Source organism: Streptomyces sp. PU-14G (assembly GCF_041028275.1).
Classification (GTDB): Bacteria; Actinomycetota; Actinomycetes; order Streptomycetales; family Streptomycetaceae; genus Streptomyces.
Genome location: NZ_JASKYT010000126.1, coordinates 1 through 17,515, shown reverse-complemented (window position 1 = coordinate 17,515; position 17,515 = coordinate 1). Strand labels below are relative to the sequence as shown.

General features: G+C 72.1%; 17 protein-coding genes and 1 pseudogene. 6 read left to right on the top strand and 12 right to left on the bottom strand.

Annotated elements, in window-relative coordinates:
• Positions 1-124 precede the first annotated feature (124 nt).
• From AB8Z75_RS16820 to mca, 9 genes and pseudogenes are all read right to left on the bottom strand, one after another.
• Positions 125-1,756 (bottom strand): NADH-quinone oxidoreductase subunit N, encoded by a 1,632-nt coding sequence (locus AB8Z75_RS16820; protein WP_369202742.1) that lies wholly within the window; start codon positions 1,754-1,756, stop codon positions 125-127.
• Positions 1,753-3,387 carry a NuoM family protein gene (locus tag AB8Z75_RS16815; RefSeq protein WP_369202740.1) on the bottom strand — a complete coding sequence of 545 codons (1,635 nt, stop codon included), beginning with the start codon at positions 3,385-3,387 and terminating at the stop codon, positions 1,753-1,755. The genes AB8Z75_RS16820 and AB8Z75_RS16815 overlap by 4 nt, the downstream gene beginning before the upstream one ends.
• Position 3,388: 1 nt before the next feature.
• Positions 3,389-5,512 (bottom strand): NADH-quinone oxidoreductase subunit L, encoded by a 2,124-nt coding sequence (locus tag AB8Z75_RS16810; protein WP_369202738.1) that lies wholly within the window; start codon positions 5,510-5,512, stop codon positions 3,389-3,391.
• Positions 5,509-5,952 (bottom strand): NADH-quinone oxidoreductase subunit NuoK, encoded by a 444-nt coding sequence (nuoK, locus tag AB8Z75_RS16805; RefSeq protein WP_369202736.1) that lies wholly within the window; start codon positions 5,950-5,952, stop codon positions 5,509-5,511. The genes AB8Z75_RS16810 and nuoK overlap by 4 nt, the downstream gene beginning before the upstream one ends.
• Positions 5,952-6,545, bottom strand: a complete 594-nt coding sequence (locus AB8Z75_RS16800) for an NADH-quinone oxidoreductase subunit J (RefSeq protein ID WP_369202750.1) — start codon at positions 6,543-6,545, stop codon at positions 5,952-5,954. The genes nuoK and AB8Z75_RS16800 overlap by 1 nt, the downstream gene beginning before the upstream one ends.
• 11 nt (positions 6,546-6,556) lie before the next feature.
• The gene (locus AB8Z75_RS16795) at positions 6,557-7,309 is read right to left on the bottom strand and encodes a 4Fe-4S binding protein (protein WP_369202748.1); all 753 of its coding nucleotides are present in this window, start codon (positions 7,307-7,309) and stop codon (positions 6,557-6,559) included.
• A 122-nt stretch (positions 7,310-7,431) separates the two neighbouring features.
• Complete coding sequence (locus AB8Z75_RS16790) at positions 7,432-8,391, bottom strand: NADH-quinone oxidoreductase subunit H (RefSeq protein ID WP_369202734.1); 960 nt, start codon at positions 8,389-8,391, stop codon at positions 7,432-7,434.
• 736 nt (positions 8,392-9,127) lie between these two features.
• A pseudogene (locus AB8Z75_RS16785) lies at positions 9,128-9,307 on the bottom strand (hypothetical protein); the annotation flags it as partial.
• Between the two features lie 4 nt (positions 9,308-9,311).
• Positions 9,312-10,190, bottom strand: a complete 879-nt coding sequence (gene mca, locus AB8Z75_RS16780; protein WP_369202733.1) for a mycothiol conjugate amidase Mca — start codon at positions 10,188-10,190, stop codon at positions 9,312-9,314.
• Between the two features lie 127 nt (positions 10,191-10,317).
• Between mca and AB8Z75_RS16775 the strand changes: the two genes are divergently transcribed.
• From AB8Z75_RS16775 to greA, 3 genes are all read left to right on the top strand, one after another.
• Positions 10,318-10,749 carry a DUF4307 domain-containing protein gene (locus tag AB8Z75_RS16775; RefSeq protein WP_369202746.1) on the top strand — a complete coding sequence of 144 codons (432 nt, stop codon included), beginning with the start codon at positions 10,318-10,320 and terminating at the stop codon, positions 10,747-10,749.
• A 212-nt stretch (positions 10,750-10,961) separates the two neighbouring features.
• Entirely contained in the window at positions 10,962-11,582 is a 621-nt protein-coding gene (locus AB8Z75_RS16770) for a bifunctional 4-hydroxy-2-oxoglutarate aldolase/2-dehydro-3-deoxy-phosphogluconate aldolase (protein WP_369202731.1), read from the top strand.
• Between the two features lie 216 nt (positions 11,583-11,798).
• Positions 11,799-12,296 (top strand): transcription elongation factor GreA, encoded by a 498-nt coding sequence (gene greA, locus AB8Z75_RS16765; protein ID WP_114015538.1) that lies wholly within the window; start codon positions 11,799-11,801, stop codon positions 12,294-12,296.
• Positions 12,297-12,499: 203 nt separating this feature from the next.
• On the opposite strand, the gene AB8Z75_RS16760 is transcribed toward greA, so the two are convergent.
• The 3 genes from AB8Z75_RS16760 to ilvA form a co-directional block, all read right to left on the bottom strand.
• Positions 12,500-13,363, bottom strand: coding sequence for an ABC transporter permease (locus AB8Z75_RS16760; protein ID WP_369202729.1), 864 nt, complete (start codon positions 13,361-13,363; stop codon positions 12,500-12,502).
• The gene (locus AB8Z75_RS16755) at positions 13,360-14,403 is read right to left on the bottom strand and encodes an ATP-binding cassette domain-containing protein (RefSeq protein ID WP_369202727.1); all 1,044 of its coding nucleotides are present in this window, start codon (positions 14,401-14,403) and stop codon (positions 13,360-13,362) included. Before AB8Z75_RS16755 ends, AB8Z75_RS16760 begins: the two co-directional genes overlap by 4 nt.
• Before the next feature lie 230 nt (positions 14,404-14,633).
• A complete protein-coding gene (gene ilvA, locus AB8Z75_RS16750) occupies positions 14,634-15,878 on the bottom strand; it encodes a threonine ammonia-lyase (protein WP_369202725.1) in 1,245 nt (414 codons plus the stop codon).
• Between the two features lie 324 nt (positions 15,879-16,202).
• On the opposite strand from ilvA, the gene AB8Z75_RS16745 reads away from it, so the two are divergent.
• The 3 genes from AB8Z75_RS16745 to AB8Z75_RS16735 form a co-directional block, all read left to right on the top strand.
• On the top strand, positions 16,203-16,655 hold the full coding sequence (locus tag AB8Z75_RS16745; RefSeq protein ID WP_369202744.1) for a MarR family winged helix-turn-helix transcriptional regulator: 453 nt from the start codon (positions 16,203-16,205) through the stop codon (positions 16,653-16,655).
• 194 nt (positions 16,656-16,849) lie between these two features.
• Positions 16,850-17,317: a sigma factor-like helix-turn-helix DNA-binding protein gene (locus AB8Z75_RS16740; RefSeq protein ID WP_369202723.1), complete on the top strand. Its 468-nt coding sequence runs from the start codon at positions 16,850-16,852 to the stop codon at positions 17,315-17,317.
• Positions 17,304-17,515, top strand: a 212-nt coding sequence (locus AB8Z75_RS16735) for a hypothetical protein (RefSeq protein WP_369202721.1), incomplete at its 3' end; no start/stop codon positions are given. The genes AB8Z75_RS16740 and AB8Z75_RS16735, both read left to right, overlap by 14 nt.

Here is a 17,515-nt window from a genome sequence, read left to right as displayed (position 1 = left end):
GTATGGGCCCTGGCCGGGGCCCAGGGCGGGCCTCACCGCCGTCCAGAGCCCCAGCCAGGCCCAGGCCCCCGGAGCCGAGGACCCCAGGCCCCGGAGCCCAGGGCCCAAGCCCCAGAGCCGCGCGTCAGAACAGCGCCGTGTCGGCGAACCGGAGGAGGAGCTGGGGGGCGCCGGAGGTGGCGAGGGCGAGTACCGAGGTCAGTGCCACGGTGACGGCCAGCGGCAGCGGGATGGCCACCGCCGCGGGCGCGGGGCCCGCACCGGCCGGCTGCCGGGCGGACGGGCGGAAGAGCAGCGCCGTCCAGGTGAGGTAGTAGACGAGGGCGATCACGACGTTCACGGCCATCACCACGGCGAGCCAGCCCAGCCCGGCGTCCACGGCCGCGGAGAAGACCGTGACCTTGGCGAACAGTCCGACGATCCCCGGTGGCAGGCCCGCCAGGCACAGCAGGAAGAAGGCGAGTGCCGCGGCGGCCCACGGGTGGGTACGGGCGAGGCCCCGGTAGTCGTCGAGCCTGCCGTCCCCGCCGGGCGGCCGGTGCGCGGCGACGACGGCGAAGGCGCCCAGGTTCACGACGGCGTACATGAGCGCGTAGGCGACCGTCGCGCCGACCGCTCCTCCGTCCTGGTCCGCTCCGGCGGCGGCGATGGGGACCAGCAGGTAGCCCGCCTGTCCGACGGAGGACCAGGCGAGCAGCCGCACCGCCCCGTGCGCGCGGTCGGTCCGCTGGCGCAGGGCGCCGAGGTTGCCGACGCTCATGGTGAGTGCGGCCAGTACCGCCAGTACGGGCCCCCAGGCGTCCGCGTACGAGGGAAACGCGCGTACGGCGACCAGGATCAGTCCGGAGAAGCCGGCTGCCTTGCCGACCACCGACAGGTAGGCGGCGACGGGTACCGGGGCGCCCACGTAGGTGTCGGGGACCCAGAAGTGGAAGGGCGCGGCGGCCGTCTTGAAGGCGAAGCCGACCAGGGTGAGGGCCACGCCGGTCGCCGCGAGAGTGCCCAGGCGGCTGTCGACCCGGGGCAGCGCTTGGGCGACGGTGTCCAGGTGCATGCTGCCGGTGGCGGCGTAGACGAAGCTGACTCCCAGGAGCATCACGGCGGTGGCGGCGACGGACGTCAGGAAGAACTTCAGCGCGGCCTCGGACGAGAGCCGCGCTCCGCGCCGGAGTCCGACCAGCGCGAATGCCGGGAGGGAGGCGACCTCCAGGGCGACCACGAGTGTCGCCAGGTCGCGCGAGGCGGGCAGCAGGGCGGCGCCGGAGGCCGAGGACAGCAGCAGGAACCAGAACTCGCCCGCGGGCAGCCGCTCCTGCCGTACCGGTGTGATCGACAGCAGGGCGGTCACGAAGGCGCCGCCCAGGACGAGCAACTGGAGGGAGAGGGCGAAGGGGTCGGCGACGTAGCTGCACGCGCGCGGCCCCGCGGTGAGGCAGAAGGTGTGCCGGTCCTCGCCGACCAGAGGGATGAGCGACAGCGCGGCGAGCGCGAGCGCGGCGGCGGCCAGCGGGCCGAGGAGTCCCTTGCGGCGTTCCGTCAGGAAAAGGTCGGCCACCAGGACGACGAGTGCGGCGACGGCGACGATCGCCGGCGGGGCGATGGCGGCCCAGTCGACGTTCTGGACGAGCTGGTGCACCCCTTGGGCCCCCTGGCTCCCTTGTACGGCCGCGCTCTGCACGAGATCGTGCGCCCCTTGGGCTGTCGCGCTCGGGACGGTGCCGTGGGGGCCGTGGAGGACGGCGGTGTGGAGCGTCATCGGGTCACTCCTGGCAGGAGGCTCTGCACGGCCGGGTCCATCAGTCCCAGGAGGGCCGCGGGCCACAGTCCGGCGAGGACGGTGAGGACGACCAGCGGGGTCCAGGCGGCGAACTCGACACCTCGGACGTCGGGCACCTTCGCCAGGCCCGGGACCGACGTGGGGGCGGCCGGGTCGCCCATGCACACGCGGCGTACGACGAGCAGCATGTACGCGGCCGTCAGCAGCGTGCCGAGGGCGCCGAGGGCGAGGAAGACCAGGAAGGCGGGCCTGCTGAGCCCGGCCGCCGGGTGGTAGGCCCCCAGGAGGGCGAGCAGTTCGCCCCAGAAGCCGGCCAGCCCCGGCAGTCCCAGTGAGGCGACGGCTCCGAAGGCGAGCAGCCCTCCCAGCCGCGGTGCCCTGCCGTAGAGCGCTGCTCCCGTGGTACCGGCGAGGGCGTCGAGGTCGCTGGTGCCCGCACGGTCCTTCAGGGCACCGACGAGGAAGAACAGCAGGCCGGTGACGAGGCCGTGCGCGAGGTTCGCGTAGAGGGCACCGTTGACACCCGTGTGGGTGAGGGTGGCGATGCCCAGGAGGACGAAGCCCATGTGCCCGACGGAGGAGTACGCGATCAGCCTCTTGAGGTCACCCTGCGCGGCCGGGGACGACTGCGGCGCGAAACGCCTCCACGGGCGGTCGGAGGAGGGAAGCGCGAGGGCCAGACAGGCGAGTGATCCGTACACGATGCCGACCACCGCGAACGCCGCCAGGTACGGCGCGAAGGTGTGCGCCCCCTCCGGCACTCCCGGCAGGACGATCCGTACGAACCCGTAGGTGCCCATTTTCAGCAGCACACCGGCCAGCAGGACGGAGCCCACGGTGGGCGCCGCCGTGTGGGCGCCGGGCAGCCAGCTGTGCAGGGGCCACATGGGCGCCTTGACGGCCAGCCCGAGACCGATGGCCAGGGCGGCCAGCACCTGGGTGGTGTGGCCGAGTCCCGTGCCCTGCTGCCGGGCGATCGCGACCATGTCGAACGTGCCGGCGTTCAGCCCGAGCAGCAGCAGCCCGAGCAGCATCACCACGGAGCCGAGCAGCGTGTACAGGATGAACTTCAACGCGGCCGGTTCCCTGCCCTGACCGCCCCACCGGGCGATGAGGAAGTACATGGGGATGAGGACCATCTCGAACGCCAGGAAGAACAGCATCAGGTCGAGCACCGCGAAGGTGGCGAGTGTGCCGCACTCCAGCAGCAGGAGGAGGGCGACGAACGCCTTGGGGCTCGGCCCCGCGGGCATCCTGGCGTAACTGTAGAGAGCGCACAGGAACGCCAGCAGAGCCGTCAGGACGAGCAGCGGCAGGGAGACGCCGTCGACGCCGAAGTGCAGCCGTACGTCCAGTGCCGGGATCCAGCTGACGTCCGACTCCGCCTGCATGGTGCCGGAGCGGCCGTGGTCGAAGCCGAGCGCCAACAGGACGGTGCCGAGGAGCACCACGCCGGTGACGGTCACACCGTGCCGCAGTACCGCCTGGTCGGGGCCGCGGCCACGCAGTCCGGGCGGTGCGGGCAGCAGGGCGGCCACCGCGCCGAGCAGCGGTACCGCGACGACGGCGACGAGGAGCGCCTGCAGGACGGTGTCGTCGAGCGGAATCACGTCACGCCCCTCCGTTTCCGGTCGCGGCCACCACGGCGATGACGGCGAGCACGAGGGAGCCCGTCAGCAGCGCGCCGAGGTAGGTCTGCACGTTGCCCGTCTGGGCGCGCCGTACGGCCGCGCCCAGCAGCCGCGCGCCGCGTCCCGCACCGGTCACGTACGCCTCGACGACCTCCCGGTCGACGAAGCGCACCAGCCGGGCGGCTCCCGCGAGGGGCCGTACGGCGACGGCGTCGTAGAGGGCGTCCAGGTGGAAGCCCGCGGCGGCGTGCCGGTGCAGCGGGCCGAGCAGCAGCACCCCCGGGTCGGCGTCGTGCTCCGGGTGGAGCGCGGCGAGTGCCGTGCTGTGGCGCCAGGTGGCGTAGGTGACGAGGCCGCCCACCAGGGCGACACCCGTGGCGAGTACGGAGGTCGTCAGCGTCGGCGCGAGGGAGGTGCCGTCGAACCAGTCGGGCAGCACGGGGAAGGCGAGGCCGAGGGCGAGGGAGGGCACGGCGAGCACCCACAGCACGACGTTCATGACGACGGGCGGACCGTGGGGGCCGGGGCGGCCGGGGCCGCTGGCGCGGTTTCCGGACGGCTGCGGGGTGGCGAGGTCCGTCTCCGGTGCCTGCTGCGGCACCTGTTCGGGCACGTGCTCGGCGGCTTTCTCCGGTCCGACGACGAGCGGCGTCGCCTTGTCGGTGCCATGGGCCGTCATCTCGGTTGCCTGGTCACTGCGGCTGACGGTTCCCCGCAGCCGCGGTGGCGCTCCGGCCAGCAGCCACAGCCGCATCGCGTAGGCCGCGGTCAGCAGTGCGGTGACCAGGCCCGCCACCAGGACGATCCAACCGGCGCTCGCGGGCGCGGCGTGCGCCCCCTCGAACGGGGCGTGCGCGCCCCCGAAGGCGGCGTGTTCGGCCCCGGCGAGCACGGCCTCCTTCGAGAAGAAGCCGGAGAACGGCGGGATGGCGGCGAGCGCGAGCAGGGCGACGCTCATGGTCCAGTACGCGTCGGGCGCGCGTTTGGCGATGCCTCCGGTACGGGCCATGACCGTCAGCGAGTTGGTACCCGCCGCGTGGATGACCACCCCGGCCGCGAGGAAGAGCAGCGCCTTGAACGCGCCGTGGGTGAGCAGGTGGAAGACGGCGGCGCCCCGGTCGGCGACGGCCAGGGCCGCGACCATGTAGCCGAGCTGGCTGATCGTCGAGTAGGCGAGCACCCGTTTGATGTCGTCCTGGGCCAGCGCGGCCAGTGCCGCCCCGGTCATGGTGACGGCGGCGACCACCGCGAGGACGACCAGCGCGGCGGCGGAGGCGGCGAAGACGGGCAGCAGCCGCGCCACCACGTACACGCCGGCCGCGACCATCGTCGCCGCGTGGATCAGCGCGGAGACGGGCGTCGGGCCCGCCATCGCGTCCGGCAGCCACGAGTGCAGCGGGAACTGCGCGGACTTGCCCGCGACCCCGGCGAGCAGCAGCAGGGCGATCAGGGTCGGGTGCGCCAGTTCGAAGCCCGACAGGGACGACGTCAGCCGGGTGACGACGGTGCTGATGCGGAAGCTGCCCGCCTCGGAGGCCAGCGCCAGGATGCCGATCAGGAACGGCACATCACCCAGCTTGGTGACCAGGAAGGCCTTGAGGGACGCGGACCGGGCCGCCGGGGTCTCCCAGTAGTGCCCGACCAGGAAGTACGAGCAGATGCCCATGACCTCCCAGCCGACCAGCAGCACGATCAGGTCGTCGCTGTAGACGACCAGGAACATCGCGGCCGTGAACAGGGAGACGACTGCCGCGTACGAGGCGTAGCGGGGGTCGTCGCGCAGGTAGCCCGTCGAGTAGAGCTGCACGCAGGTGGCGACGATCCCGACGAGGACCGCGACGAGTACGGCGAAGCCGTCGAGGTGGAGGGCGAGCTGGATCGGCAGCGCGTCGTTGCCGGTGGGCGCCAGCTCGGTCGCGGCGCGCACCGGGGCGCCGCCGCCCTGACGTACGGCGACCAGGACCGCGAGGACGGCCGCTGCGAGGGTGGGCAGCACCGCCAGCGGGCGGACGAACCCGGGGGCGCGGCGGCCCAGCAGGAGCCCGGCGAGAGCGCCGAGGACGGGGAGGGCGGGGACGAGCGCGGCGAGGGTCGTGGTGCTCAAGCGGGGCGCCTCCCTGCGTCCGAACTGCCCTGAACCGCCTGGTCAGAGCCGCTGCCGGCGTCGTTGTCAGTGGCGGGTGCCAGACTTTTCCCATCGCGTGAACTGCCGCTGCGGGCACCGGTCTCGGAGTCGTCGCGCTCGCTCAGGTCCCGGAGCCTGTCGACGTCGGAGCTGCCGCGGTTGCGGTACACGAGCAGGACGATGGCCAGGCCGATGCCGATCTCGGCCGCGGCGATCGCGATGGTGAAGAGGGTGAGCGCCTGGCCCGCGTGCAGGGTGTCGCGGAGCCAGACGTCGAAGGCGACGAGGTTGAGGTTGACGGCGTTGAGCATCAGCTCGACGGCCATGAGGACGAGGATGGCGTTCCTGCGCGCGAGGACGCCGTAGAGGCCGACGCAGAAGAGGAGGACGGCGAGGACGGCGGGATAGGCGAGGTGCATCAGTTCTCACCCGCCTTGTGCCGCCTGGACAGCACGATGGCACCGACCAGCGCCGCGAGAAGGAGGACCGACAGCGCCTCGAAGGGCAGCACCCAGTGCCGGAAGAGCGCCATGCCGGTCACCTCGGAGGAGCCCTCGCCCGGGCCCACGGGCTGCTCCAGGTCGATCCAGGTGGCACGGAAGGCGTCGACGACGACGGTGACGAGGGTCGCCGCAGCCGCGAGGGAGACGACGAGCGCCACCCAGCGGTTGCCCGAGTCGGCGTCGGGCGAACGCCCGATGGGGGCCTTGGTCAGCATGAGACCGAAGAGGATGAGGACGATGACGGAGCCGACGTAGATCAGCACCTGCACCCAGGCGAGGAACTCGGCGGTCAGCAGGAGGTACTCGACGGCGACCCCGCCGAGCGCGACCACGAGCCACAGCGCCGCGTGCACCAACTGCTTGGTGGAGACGGACACCACGGCGGCGCCGAGGGTGACGAGTCCGACGAGGAGGAAGATGATCTCCACCCCGCTGGGGGAGAGAAAGCCGGGGTGTCCGGCGGCGAGCGGCTGAAGGGCACGGAGGGGCTCGGCGTGCGCCGCGGCCATGGCAACGGGGCTCACACGTCACCGTCCCGTCGGTCCTCATCCGGTGCCGCGCCGGAGGCCGGTTCGCCGGAGGCCGGTTGGTCGGAGGCCGGTTGGTCGGAGGCCGGTTGGTCGGGGGCCGATTCGCCGGAGGCCGGTTGGTCGGAGGCCGGTTGGTCGGAGGCCGGTTGGTCGGGGGCCGGTTCGCCGGAGGCGGCCTCCTGGGAGGGAGAGGTCTGCTGGGCAGGGGCGGCCTCCCCCGCTGGGGAGGTCTCCTGCGCGGGCTGCTCGCGGTGGGCGGCCAGCCGCTCGGCCTCGGCCGTCTGCGCGGCCTTGTCGGCGGCCTTGCGGGCCGCGCCCAGTTCCTTGGCCTCCTCGGCGCCCTCGTCCAGCCCGGGCGGCTCGGGAACGGTCCACATCCACTCCCGCAGCTTTTCCCGCTCGTGGGTGAGCTCCCGGATGTCGGTCTCCGCGTACTCGAATTCGGGCGACCAGAACAACGCGTCGAAAGGACACACCTCGATGCAGATACCGCAGTACATGCACAGCGCGAAGTCGATGGCGAACCGGTCCAGCACGTTGCGGCTGCGCTCACGGCCGCCCGGCGCGGCAGGAGGCACCGTCTCCTTGTGGGAGTCGATGTAGATGCACCAGTCCGGGCACTCGCGGGCGCAGAGCATGCAGACGGTGCAGTTCTCCTCGAACAGACCGATCACGCCCCGGCTGCGGGGCGGCAGTTCCGGCTGCGCGTCCGGGTAGTGCTCCGTGACCGACCGCCGGGTCATGGTGCGCAGCGTGACGGCCAGGCCCTTGGCCAGCCCGGAGCCGAAGACCCCGCGCGAGGCCCGGCCCCGCTCCTCGGACGTGTGCTCGGAGTGCGTGCGCTCGGAGGGCGTGGGGGACACGGCTACATCACCACCTTGACGACGCCGGTGAGGGCGATCTGGAAGAGGGCGAGCGGGACGAGCGCGGTCCACGCAAGCCGCTGGATCTGGTCCTCACGAAGCCGCGGGTAACTGACCCGCAGCCAGATCACGCCGAAGGCGAGCACGCCCGTCTTCAGCAGCATCCACAGCCAGCCCAGCCCGGCGGCGGACGGGCCGTGCCAGCCCCCGAGGAAGAGCACGGCGGTGAGCGCCGAGAGGACGACGATGCCCGCGTACTCGGCGAGCAGGAACAGCGCGAACCGCAGGCCCGTGTACTCGGTGTAGGCACCGAAGATGATCTCCGAGTCGGCGATCGGCGCGTCGAAGGGCGGCCGTTGCAGCTCGGCGAGACCCGCCGTGAAGAAGACGACACCGCCGACGAGCTGCCAGGGCAGCCACCACCACTCCCAGACCCCGAGGATGCCCGGGAGCGAGAGGGTGCCGGCCGCCATCGCGACGGAGGCGGCGGCGAGCAGCATGGGCAGCTCGTACGCCATGAGCTGGGCCGCGGTGCGCAGACCGCCCAGGAGGGAGAACTTGTTGGCCGACGCCCAGCCGCCCATCAGCGAACCGAGGATGCCGACGCCCATCACCGCCAGCACGAAGAAGATCCCCGCGTCCAGCGCCTCGGCCACTCCCCCGTCCGGCGCGACGGGGATCGCGACGAGCACCAGGAGGTACGGGATCAGCGCGAGCGCGGGCGCCAGCTGGAAGACGCGCCTGTCGGCGCCGTCGGGGACGACGTCCTCCTTCTGCGCGAACTTCACCCCGTCCGCGACGAGTTGCGCCCAGCCGTGGAAACCGCCCGCGTACATGGGCCCGACGCGGCCCTGCATGTGGGCCATGACCTTGTGCTCGGCCTGCCCCACCAGCAGGGGCAGCAGGAGGAAGGCGAGGAAGACAGCGACGATCCGGACGGCCACGTCGAGAGCGTCCATCAAGCTCCGTCCTCCCTGCGGTCGTCCCTGCGGTCGTCACCGCGATCGTCGTCGTGGTCTCCCTGGACGGTTCCCTCGTCGCTGTGGGTCCCGGCGCTCCCGCTCTCGCTGTCGCGAGCCGGGCGGGCGTGGTGCCAGGGAGCGTCGGCAGAACGAGGCGGCTCGGCCGCTGAGCGCTCGGTGGCGGAGTGCTCGGTGCCGGCACGCTCGGCCGCAGGCTGGTCGGCACCCGGCGACTCGGCCGAGGGGCGCTCGGCCGAAGACGACTCGACCGGCGGCTGCTCAACCGAAGACGGCTCGGCCGAAGGCGGCTCGGCCGAAGGCGGCTCAACCGCGGGCGGCTCGGCCGAAGGTTGCTTCTTCGGGGGCTCGGTCGGCCCCGTCGCGTCCGTTCCCGTCTGTTCCGCCGCGCGCTGGGAGGCCGATCCCGCSCTCGCCGAGCGGGTGCGGCGGGGGCGGCGCGGGGCCGGTGCGGTCGTCAGCCCTTCGACTTCGCGGACGAGGAGGAGGACGAGGGGGACGAGGAGGTCGGCGAGGACGAAGGCGCGGGCGAGGCGGCTGCGCCGACCGTGGCCTCGGACTTCTTCTTCCCCTCCGCCGAGGGCCCCGTGTCCCCGGCCGCCCCGGTCACCTCGTTCGTCTCGGTGGCCTCGGGGGCGTCGTGGGACGTGCCTCCGGGCGTACCGCCATCCCCGGCTTTGTCCGGTCCGCCGACGGGGGCGCTGCCGCCCCCGGTCGTCGGCTGCTCCTCGAAGTCCACCCGGTTCATGTGCTTGTTCATCGACTTCATCAGCAGCCACACGGCCAGGCCGATGACGGCGAAGACGACGAAGCCGAGCACTCCGGGAGTCACCTTGTTCTCGTCCAGGTCCTTGGCCAGCGGAAGGACCTGGACGAGCGTTGTCTGCGTCGGGCTCATACCATCAATTCTCGCGGATCCCCGCGAAGAGGTCGTCCTCGGGGAGGGAGGTCTCCACGAGGGACTTCGCCAGCTCGTACTCCTCGGTCGGCCAGACCTCCCGCTGGATGTCCATCGGGACGCGGAACCAGCCGCCGTCCGGATCGATCTGCGTGGCGTGCGCGATCAGCGCCTTGTCACGGATCTCGAAGAAGTCGCCGCAGGGCACGAACGTGGTGAGCTCGCGCTCCTTGACCTTCATCTTCTCCCAGCGCTCCAGCCACTCCGTGTACGGCGACTCCAGACCGCGCTCGATCATCGCGGTGTGCATCGCCATGGTGCGCTGCCGGTTGAAGCCCTGGTTGTAGTAGACCTTCAGCGGCTGCCAGGGCGCGCCGAACTCCGCCTCCGGATACTTCTCCGTGTCCGCGGCGTGCTCGAACGCGACCATCGTGATCTTGTGGGTCATGATGTGGTCGGGGTGCGGGTAGCCGCCGTTCTCGTCGTAGGTGGTGATCACCTGCGGGCGGAACTCGCGGATCAGCCGCACCAGCGCGCCGGCCGCCTCGTCCACCTCCACCAGAGCGAAACAGCCCTCCGGCAGCGGCGGCAGCGGGTCGCCCTCGGGCAGCCCCGAGTCGACGAAGCCGAGCCACGCCTGCTTGACCCCCAGGATCTCCCTGGCCTCGTCCATCTCCTTCCTGCGCACCTCGTGGATGTTCGCCTCGACGTAGGTGTCGCCCTGGAGCTTCGGGTTGAGGATGGAGCCACGCTCTCCCCCGGTACACGTCGCGACCAGCACGTCCACCCCCTCGTCGACGTACTTCGCCATGGTGGCCGCGCCCTTGCTCGACTCGTCGTCGGGGTGCGCGTGCACGGCCATCAGTCGCAGTTGCTCAGTCACAACTCAATCCTCGTAAGTCGGCCATCGGCCCGCCTTCAGCGGTATTGCGGGCGGCTTCTATAGTGACCGAACGAGGACCGTGATGTATTCCCGGTACGACCCCCGCGCCGCCGAGAGGAACCGCGCCATGGCCGATCTGCGCCAGAAGGCCCCGGAAGGGCGCTACGGGCGTACCACAGGGCGCTCCGGCGGAAGCATGGGCCGCGCGGACGCCCGCACGGACCGTCGGCTGAAGGTCACCGGCGGTGTGCTCGGTGTCCTGTTCCTGGCGCTCATCGGCTGGATCGGAGGTTCCTACATCTCCGGGCAGGACGTCAGCGGGGAAGTGATCAAGTTCAAGGTCGTCTCCGACAGCGCGGTGGAAGTGCACCTGGAGGTGCGCAAGGACGAGAGCGTCGAAGGCGTGTGCACGCTGCGCTCCCGCGCGGAGAACGGCTCGGAGGTCGGACGCAGGTCCGCGGCGTTCGACGCGGGGAGCGCACGCGTCGACAAGGTCGTCACCGTGCGTACCACCGCCCGCGCCACCAGCGCGGAGCTGCTGGGCTGCGAGAAGAAGTAATCGGCTGCTTCGCGGGAGAAGCCTCGCCTGTCTGCCCGGCGAACGAGGCAAGCCTCGCCTGTCTGCCCGGCGAACGAGGCAAGCCCCGCCTGTCTGCCCGACGAACGAGGGGCGCCCCGCCTGTCTTCCCGGGGAAGAGGGAGTCGGTTCGCGGATCAGGGGCAGGGGTCGTGACGGCAGCACCAGCGCGACCAGAAGCGAGAGCGACCCGCATGTACCGCCACGAAGCCACCCAGGCCATCACCGCCCAGCGCGCGTTCGGCATCGTCCGCGCGGCCACACCCGGCGAAGCCGTCACCGCGGCGGGCACCGTGCTCGACGCGGGGCTCGACGCCGTCGAGGTGGCGCTCACCACTCCGCAGGCGGTCCGCGCTCTCGACGAGCTGACCGCGGCACGCCCGGCCGCTCTGATCGGTGCGGGCTCCGTCCTGGACGAGGCCGCCGCACGTGCGGCCGTCGAAGCGGGTGCGCGCTTCCTGGTCTCGCCGAGCCTCCACCGGGAGGTGCTGCGCACCGGTCACCGGTACGGGGTGCCGGTGTTCCCGGGCGTCGCCTCACCCACGGAGATCGTCCGCGCGCTGGAGGAAGGCGCGGACGCGCTCAAGCTCTTCCCCGCTTCGGCCGTCGCGCCCTCGTGGGTCCGGGACGTGCGGGCCGCGCTGCCCCAGGCGCCGCTCATCCCCACCGGGGGAGTGACCGTCGAGACCGCGCCGGAGTGGATCGCGGCGGGAGCCGTGGCCTGCGGCCTGGGGTCGGCGCTCACCTCCGGTGGTCACGAGGCGGCCGGCGCGCGGGTGCCGGCGCTGCTCGACGCGCTGGCCCGCGCGCGCTGATCCGCGGCGCACGGCGCGGACACCTGGCCCCGGTGCGGGCGGCGGCCCGCTCGTGTGGTGTGCTCTTGCGGCTGTGACCTGCGACGGAGCCACGGCCTTCTTCCCTTTTCCGCCGGAATTGTTAAGCTCGTGGTTTCGCCCACCAGTGCAGGCGCAGCCTCTCTGGTAGGGCGATTGCTGCATCAGCTGACATCCCAGTACCGACGAGGAGCACCTGTGACCCAGACCAGCGACAACGTCACCTGGCTGACCCAGGAGGCGTACTCCCAGCTCAAGGCCGAGCTGGAGTACCTGTCGGGTCCTGCACGTACCGAGATCTCCAAGAAGATCGAGGCGGCTCGCGAGGAGGGAGACCTCCGCGAGAACGGCGGGTACCACGCGGCCAAGGAGGAGCAGGGCAAGCAGGAGCTGCGGATCCGCCAGCTCCAGCAACTCCTGGAGAACGCGAAGGTCGGTGAGGCTCCGGCGGACGACGGTGTGGTCGAGCCCGGCATGGTGGTGAAGATCGCCTTCGACGGCGACGAGGACGACACCATCACCTTCCTGCTGGCGTCCCGCGAGTACGCCAGCACGGACATCGAGACGTATTCGCCGCAGTCGCCGCTGGGCACCGGTGTGAACGGCAAGAAGGTCGGCGAGGACGCCGAGTACGAGCTGCCGAACGGCAAGATGGCCTCCGTCCGGATTCTGGAGGCGAAGCCCTACCAGGGCTGAGGGCCGCGAAGCGGCCCACGGGTGCTGACGGCGGACGGCCCGCGCGCRWCACGCGCGGGCCGTCCGCCGTTCTCGGCCTGTGGGCGGCTCCGGCCCCCCGGTCTCGGCTCCGGCCCCGGCGCCCGGCGCCCGACCCCCGGCCTTCGGCGGTGGTGGTGTCGTCGGCCGGCCGGGGTGCGGCTGCCGGGCCGGCTGTTCGGCTGTCAGGCCGTGGCGTTGCGGTATTTGCGGACCGCCAGGGTGCGGAAGACCACGATGATGGCGGCCGACCAGATCAGTGAGGCCCAGATCGGGTGCTGCATGGGCCAGGCGTCCGGTACCGGGTAGCCCGGCGGCAGGTTGCCGAACAGGTCCCGGGCGGCGACGACGGTGGCGCTGAACGGGTTCCACTCGGCGAGGTGCTGGAGGAAGCCCGGCATGTTCTGGGAGGGCACGAACGCGACGGAGATGAACGTCAGCGGGAACAGCCACACCAGCCCGCCGGAGGTGGCGGCCTCCGGCGTCCGTACCGAGAGGCCGATCAGCGCGCCGATCCAGGTGAAGGCGTAGCCCAGCAGCAACAGCAGCCCGAAACCTGCCAGTGCCTTCGGGATGCCGTCGTGGGCGCTCCACCCCACGAGGGCGGCCACGACGGCGAGTACGACCAGTGTCAGCGCCGTCTGGACGAGGTCGGCAAGCGTGCGCCCGGTCAGTACGGCTCCGCGCGCCATGGGCAGGGAGCGGAAGCGGTCGATGAGGCCCTTGTGCATGTCCTCCGCTATGCCGGCTCCCGCGCCCGCCGTCGCGAAGGTGACGGTCTGCGCGAAGATGCCCGCCATCAGGAACTCCCGGTAGGAGGCGGCGTCCGTGCCGGATCCGGGAACCTTGATGGAGCCGCCGAAGACGTAGCTGAACAGCACCACGAACATGATCGGTTGGATCAGGCCGAAGATGACGACCTCGGGGATGCGCACCATGCGGATGAGGTTGCGCTTGGCCATCACCAGGGAGTCGGTGACGGACTGGACGATTCCGCCGCGCCCCTTCGGGGCGGTCCCGGCGGGCGCAGCCTGGGCGGTGGCACTCACTTGGCGGCCTCCTTGCGCTGGGCCGCGGTCTGGGCAGCGGCGGTGTCGGGGCGGGTGTCGGTGTCGGTTCCCTGCCCGGTCTCGCCCTCGGCGGCGTGGCCGGTCAGGGAGATGAAGACGTCGTCGAGGGTGGGGCGGCGCAGGCCGATGTCGTCGATCTCGACGCCGCGGGTGTCCAGCTCCCGGATGACCTCGGCGAGGAGCTTGGCGCCGCCGGCGACGGGCACGGTCAGCTTGCGGGTGTGCTCCTCGACGGTGCAGCTCTCCCGCCCGGCGCCGCGCAGCGCGTGGCCCTCGAGGATCTGCCGCGCGGTGGGGATGTCCTCGCGCTCGTGGACGACGACTTCGACGCGCTCGCCGCCGGTCTGCGCCTTGAGCTCGTCGGAGGTGCCGCGCGCAATGACCCTGCCGTGGTCGACGACGGCGATGTCGTGCGCGAGCCTGTCGGCCTCGTCGAGATACTGCGTGGTCAGCAGCACCGTCGTGCCGCCGGCGACGAGTTCCTCGATGACCTCCCACAGCTGCTGCCTGTTGCGGGGGTCGAGCCCCGTGGTGGGCTCGTCCATGAACATCACGGGCGGGCTGACCACCAGCGCGGCGGCGAGGTCGAGCCGGCGGCGCATGCCGCCCGAGTAGGTCTTGGCGGTGCGGTCGGCGGCGTCGGCGAGGTTGAACCGCTCCAGCAGCTCCTTCGCGCGCTTCTTCGCGTCGCGACCCGACATCTGGTAGAGCTGGCCGACCATCTGCAGGTTCTCACGGCCGGTCAGGTACTCGTCGACGGCGGCGAACTGCCCGGACAGGCCGATCGAACGGCGCACCGCCGTGGGGTTCTTGACGACGTCGGTGCCCGCGACGACGGCCTTGCCCGCGTCGGGCCTCAGCAGGGTGGTCAGGACCCGGACCGCGGTGGTCTTGCCCGCGCCGTTGGGCCCGAGCAGGCCGAGCACGGTGGATTCGGGGACGTCGAGGTCGACGCCGTCAAGCGCCTTCACGTCGCCGAAGGCTTTCACCAGCCCCTCGGCGTAAATGGCACCTGGCATGGATGGTCTCCCGGGGTGTGGAGCGCGTGGCGCTGCGAAAAATGCTAGTTCCGCCGGAAAGTTCCGGCATACATACGCGGACGTGCGGCGGGTTCCGGCCCGGCGACAGCAGTATGGAACGACGCGATGTATCGCGTCAACCGCATTTCGCGATAGTGCGTGAAGTGCCTTGTGTGGTGCGTGTGACGGGAGAGGTGCGGGGTGTGGGGCGCGGGATGCGGGGCGGCGGCTCAGCTGACGACCGTGTAGCCCGCCGCGCGCAGCCCGGAGGCCACCTCGACGCAGTGCTCGGGGCCCTTCGTCTCCAGGTGCAGCTCCACCTCCACCTCGTCGAGCCCGAGCCGCGGGTCGGTACGCACGTGGCTGACGTCGAGCACGTTGGCGTCGGCCGTGGACAGCTCGCTCATCAGTGCGGCCAGGGCGCCGGGCCGGTCGGACAGGCGCAGCCGCAGCGACAGGTAGCGGCCGGCCGCCGCCATGCCGTGCCGCAGTGTGCGCTGGAGGACGAGGGGGTCGACGTTGCCGCCCGAGAGCACCGCGGCGAGGGGGCCCTCGAAGCTGTCGGGGGCCGACAGCAGCGCCGCCACCGAACTGGCCCCCGCGGGCTCGACCACCAGCTTCGCCCGCTCCAGGCACAGCAACAGCGCGCTGGAGAGGGCGTCTTCGGAGACGGTGCGGATCTCGTCCACCAGCGAGCTGATGACGCGGAAGGGGACGTCTCCCGGCTTGCCGACCTTGATGCCGTCGGCCATGGTCGAGGCCGACGTCAGCCCCACCGGCTGCCCGGCCGCCAGCGACGGGGGATACGCGGCCGAGCCCTCGGCCTGCACCCCCACGAGCCGCACGTCGGGGCGGAGCGCCTTGATGGCCACCGCCATGCCGGCGAGCAGCCCGCCACCGCCGACGCCCACCACGACCGTGCGCACCTCGGGGCACTGCTCCAGCAGTTCCAGGCCCAGCGTGCCCTGGCCCGCCACCACGTCCGGGTGGTCGAAGGGGTGGATGAAGACGGCGCCGGTGGCGTGCGCGTACTCCTTGGCGGCCTCCAGCGTCTCGTCCACCACCTGGCCGTGCATGCGCACCCGCGCCCCGTACTCGCGGGTGGCCGCCACCTTCGGCAAGGGGGCGCCGACCGGCATGAAGACGGTGGAGGCGACGCCCAGCAGCGAGGCGGCGAGTGCGACGCCCTGCGCGTGGTTGCCCGCGCTCGCCGCCACGACGCCGCGCCGCCGCTCCTGGGCGGAGAGCCCGGCGATGCGCACGTAGGCACCGCGCAGCTTGAACGAGCCGGTGCGCTGGAGGTTCTCGCACTTGAGGTGGACCGGTGCGCCGACGAGTGAGGAGAGGTGCCGGCTTCCCTCCACGGCGGTGGTGCGGGCGATCCCGGAGAGGGTCTTGTGGGCGCGGCGTACGTCGTCGAGGCAGACGGGCAGTTCGGGCTCGGAGGCGGCGCGGGGCGGTGCACTGGTGGCCATGCGGCCAGTCTCGCAGTCCGCCGGACCGCCCGGTGCGCTCTCGCCCGGGGTGGTCCGCGTCACTGGTTCGTGCAGTGGAGGTACGCGCTGGGCCGCTCCCGCGTACTCTGTCGGCACATGCTCAGGTCAATCCGGCCAACAAACCATCCCTAAACCGTCAAAAGTCCTCAAAAACTCCCGCAGACTGACGAAGTGAGCGCACGTGCCATGCCCACGCACCCGGACATGACGACAGACACCTCAGACACCCCGGGCCGTCCCCACGACGAACCCGCGGTGCCTGCCGACGGCGGTGCCCCCTCCTCCACAGCCGTGCTGGACGCCATGCAGCACCAGCTGGCGGTGTACGCGCGCCGCGCGGAACAGACCCGGCTCGGCGGGCTCGGACAGGCCCGCAACTCCATGGACCGTGCCGCCTACCTCCTGCTCAACCGGCTCGACCAGGAAGGCCCCATGGGCGTCAAGGCGCTCGCCGCCGGCATGGGGATCGACTCCTCCACCGTGACCCGGCAGGTCGCCCCTCTCGTCGAGTCCGGACTGGTCAAGCGCACCTCCCACCCGGAGGACGGGCGTGCGGTCGTGCTGCAGCTCTCCCCGCGCGGTGAGGCCAGGCTGGAAGAGGTGCGCTCCTCGCGGCGCAACCTGATGCAGCTCATCACGCAGGAGTGGACGGAAGAGGAACGCGGCACCTTCTGCAAGCTGCTGACCCGCTTCAACGGCGCGATGCTCGACCTGCACCCCGGCGGCCTCGGCCAGCCTCCCAAGTCCGACGCCTGACAAGCCCGCGAGCACCCCACCGGCCCGCTCCCGGCCGCCGGTCTCGCCCGGCGGCCGGGAGCGGGGGAGTGGGCCCGCGCGGCGGGCTCCGGCGAAGCTCCCGACGCGCCTCTTGATTTGATCTGGCCGCCTGCCGTCCTATAGCGGCACAAGAGACCGGGGGAGCGTCGCGCGGGACGCGCGCGGGAGGCGGCGTGCGAGAGCGTCAGGAACGGACGGAGCGCCCAAGCGCCCGGGAGTTCGAGGCGTTCGTCGCGGGGGCGGGCGGCAGGCTTCTGCATGCCGCCACCCTGCTGACCGCCGAGCCCCCGGGCAACGCGCCCGCAGCCGAGCGGCTGCTCGTGAGGGCGCTCGCCCGCACGCGCGCCGACTGGGACCGGATGCGCGGCGAGGACCCCTACGAACGGACGCGGCAGGAACTGGCCGCACACTTCGCCCGCACCGGCCTGCGCCACCGCCGGTCCCGCGGCGGCCTGTTGGGAGCGCTCACCCCCTCCGAACGGCTCGTACTGGTGCTGCGGCTGTACGAGGGCGTCGCCGAGGAACAGGTCGCCGCCGGGCTCGGACTGCCCGTCGAGCGGATACGGACGCTGCACACGCGGGCCCTGGCGACGGTACTCAGCCGGCCTCCGGCTCAGGGGGCGGCTCATGAGCCTGCCTGACCGCAAGGAGAGGGAGGTACGGCGGCTGCTGGAGCAGCGCGCCGCCGCCTCCGTGCCCCCGGACCTCGCGGAGCGGGCGCGTGCGGAGGGGGAGCGGTTGCTGGGGCGGCGCCGGGCCCTGCGGGCGGTGCTGTGGGCGGGCCTCCTGGTGGGGCTCGCCGCRCWSSWSGTGTGGGCGCTCGCCCTCCACCCCTGGAC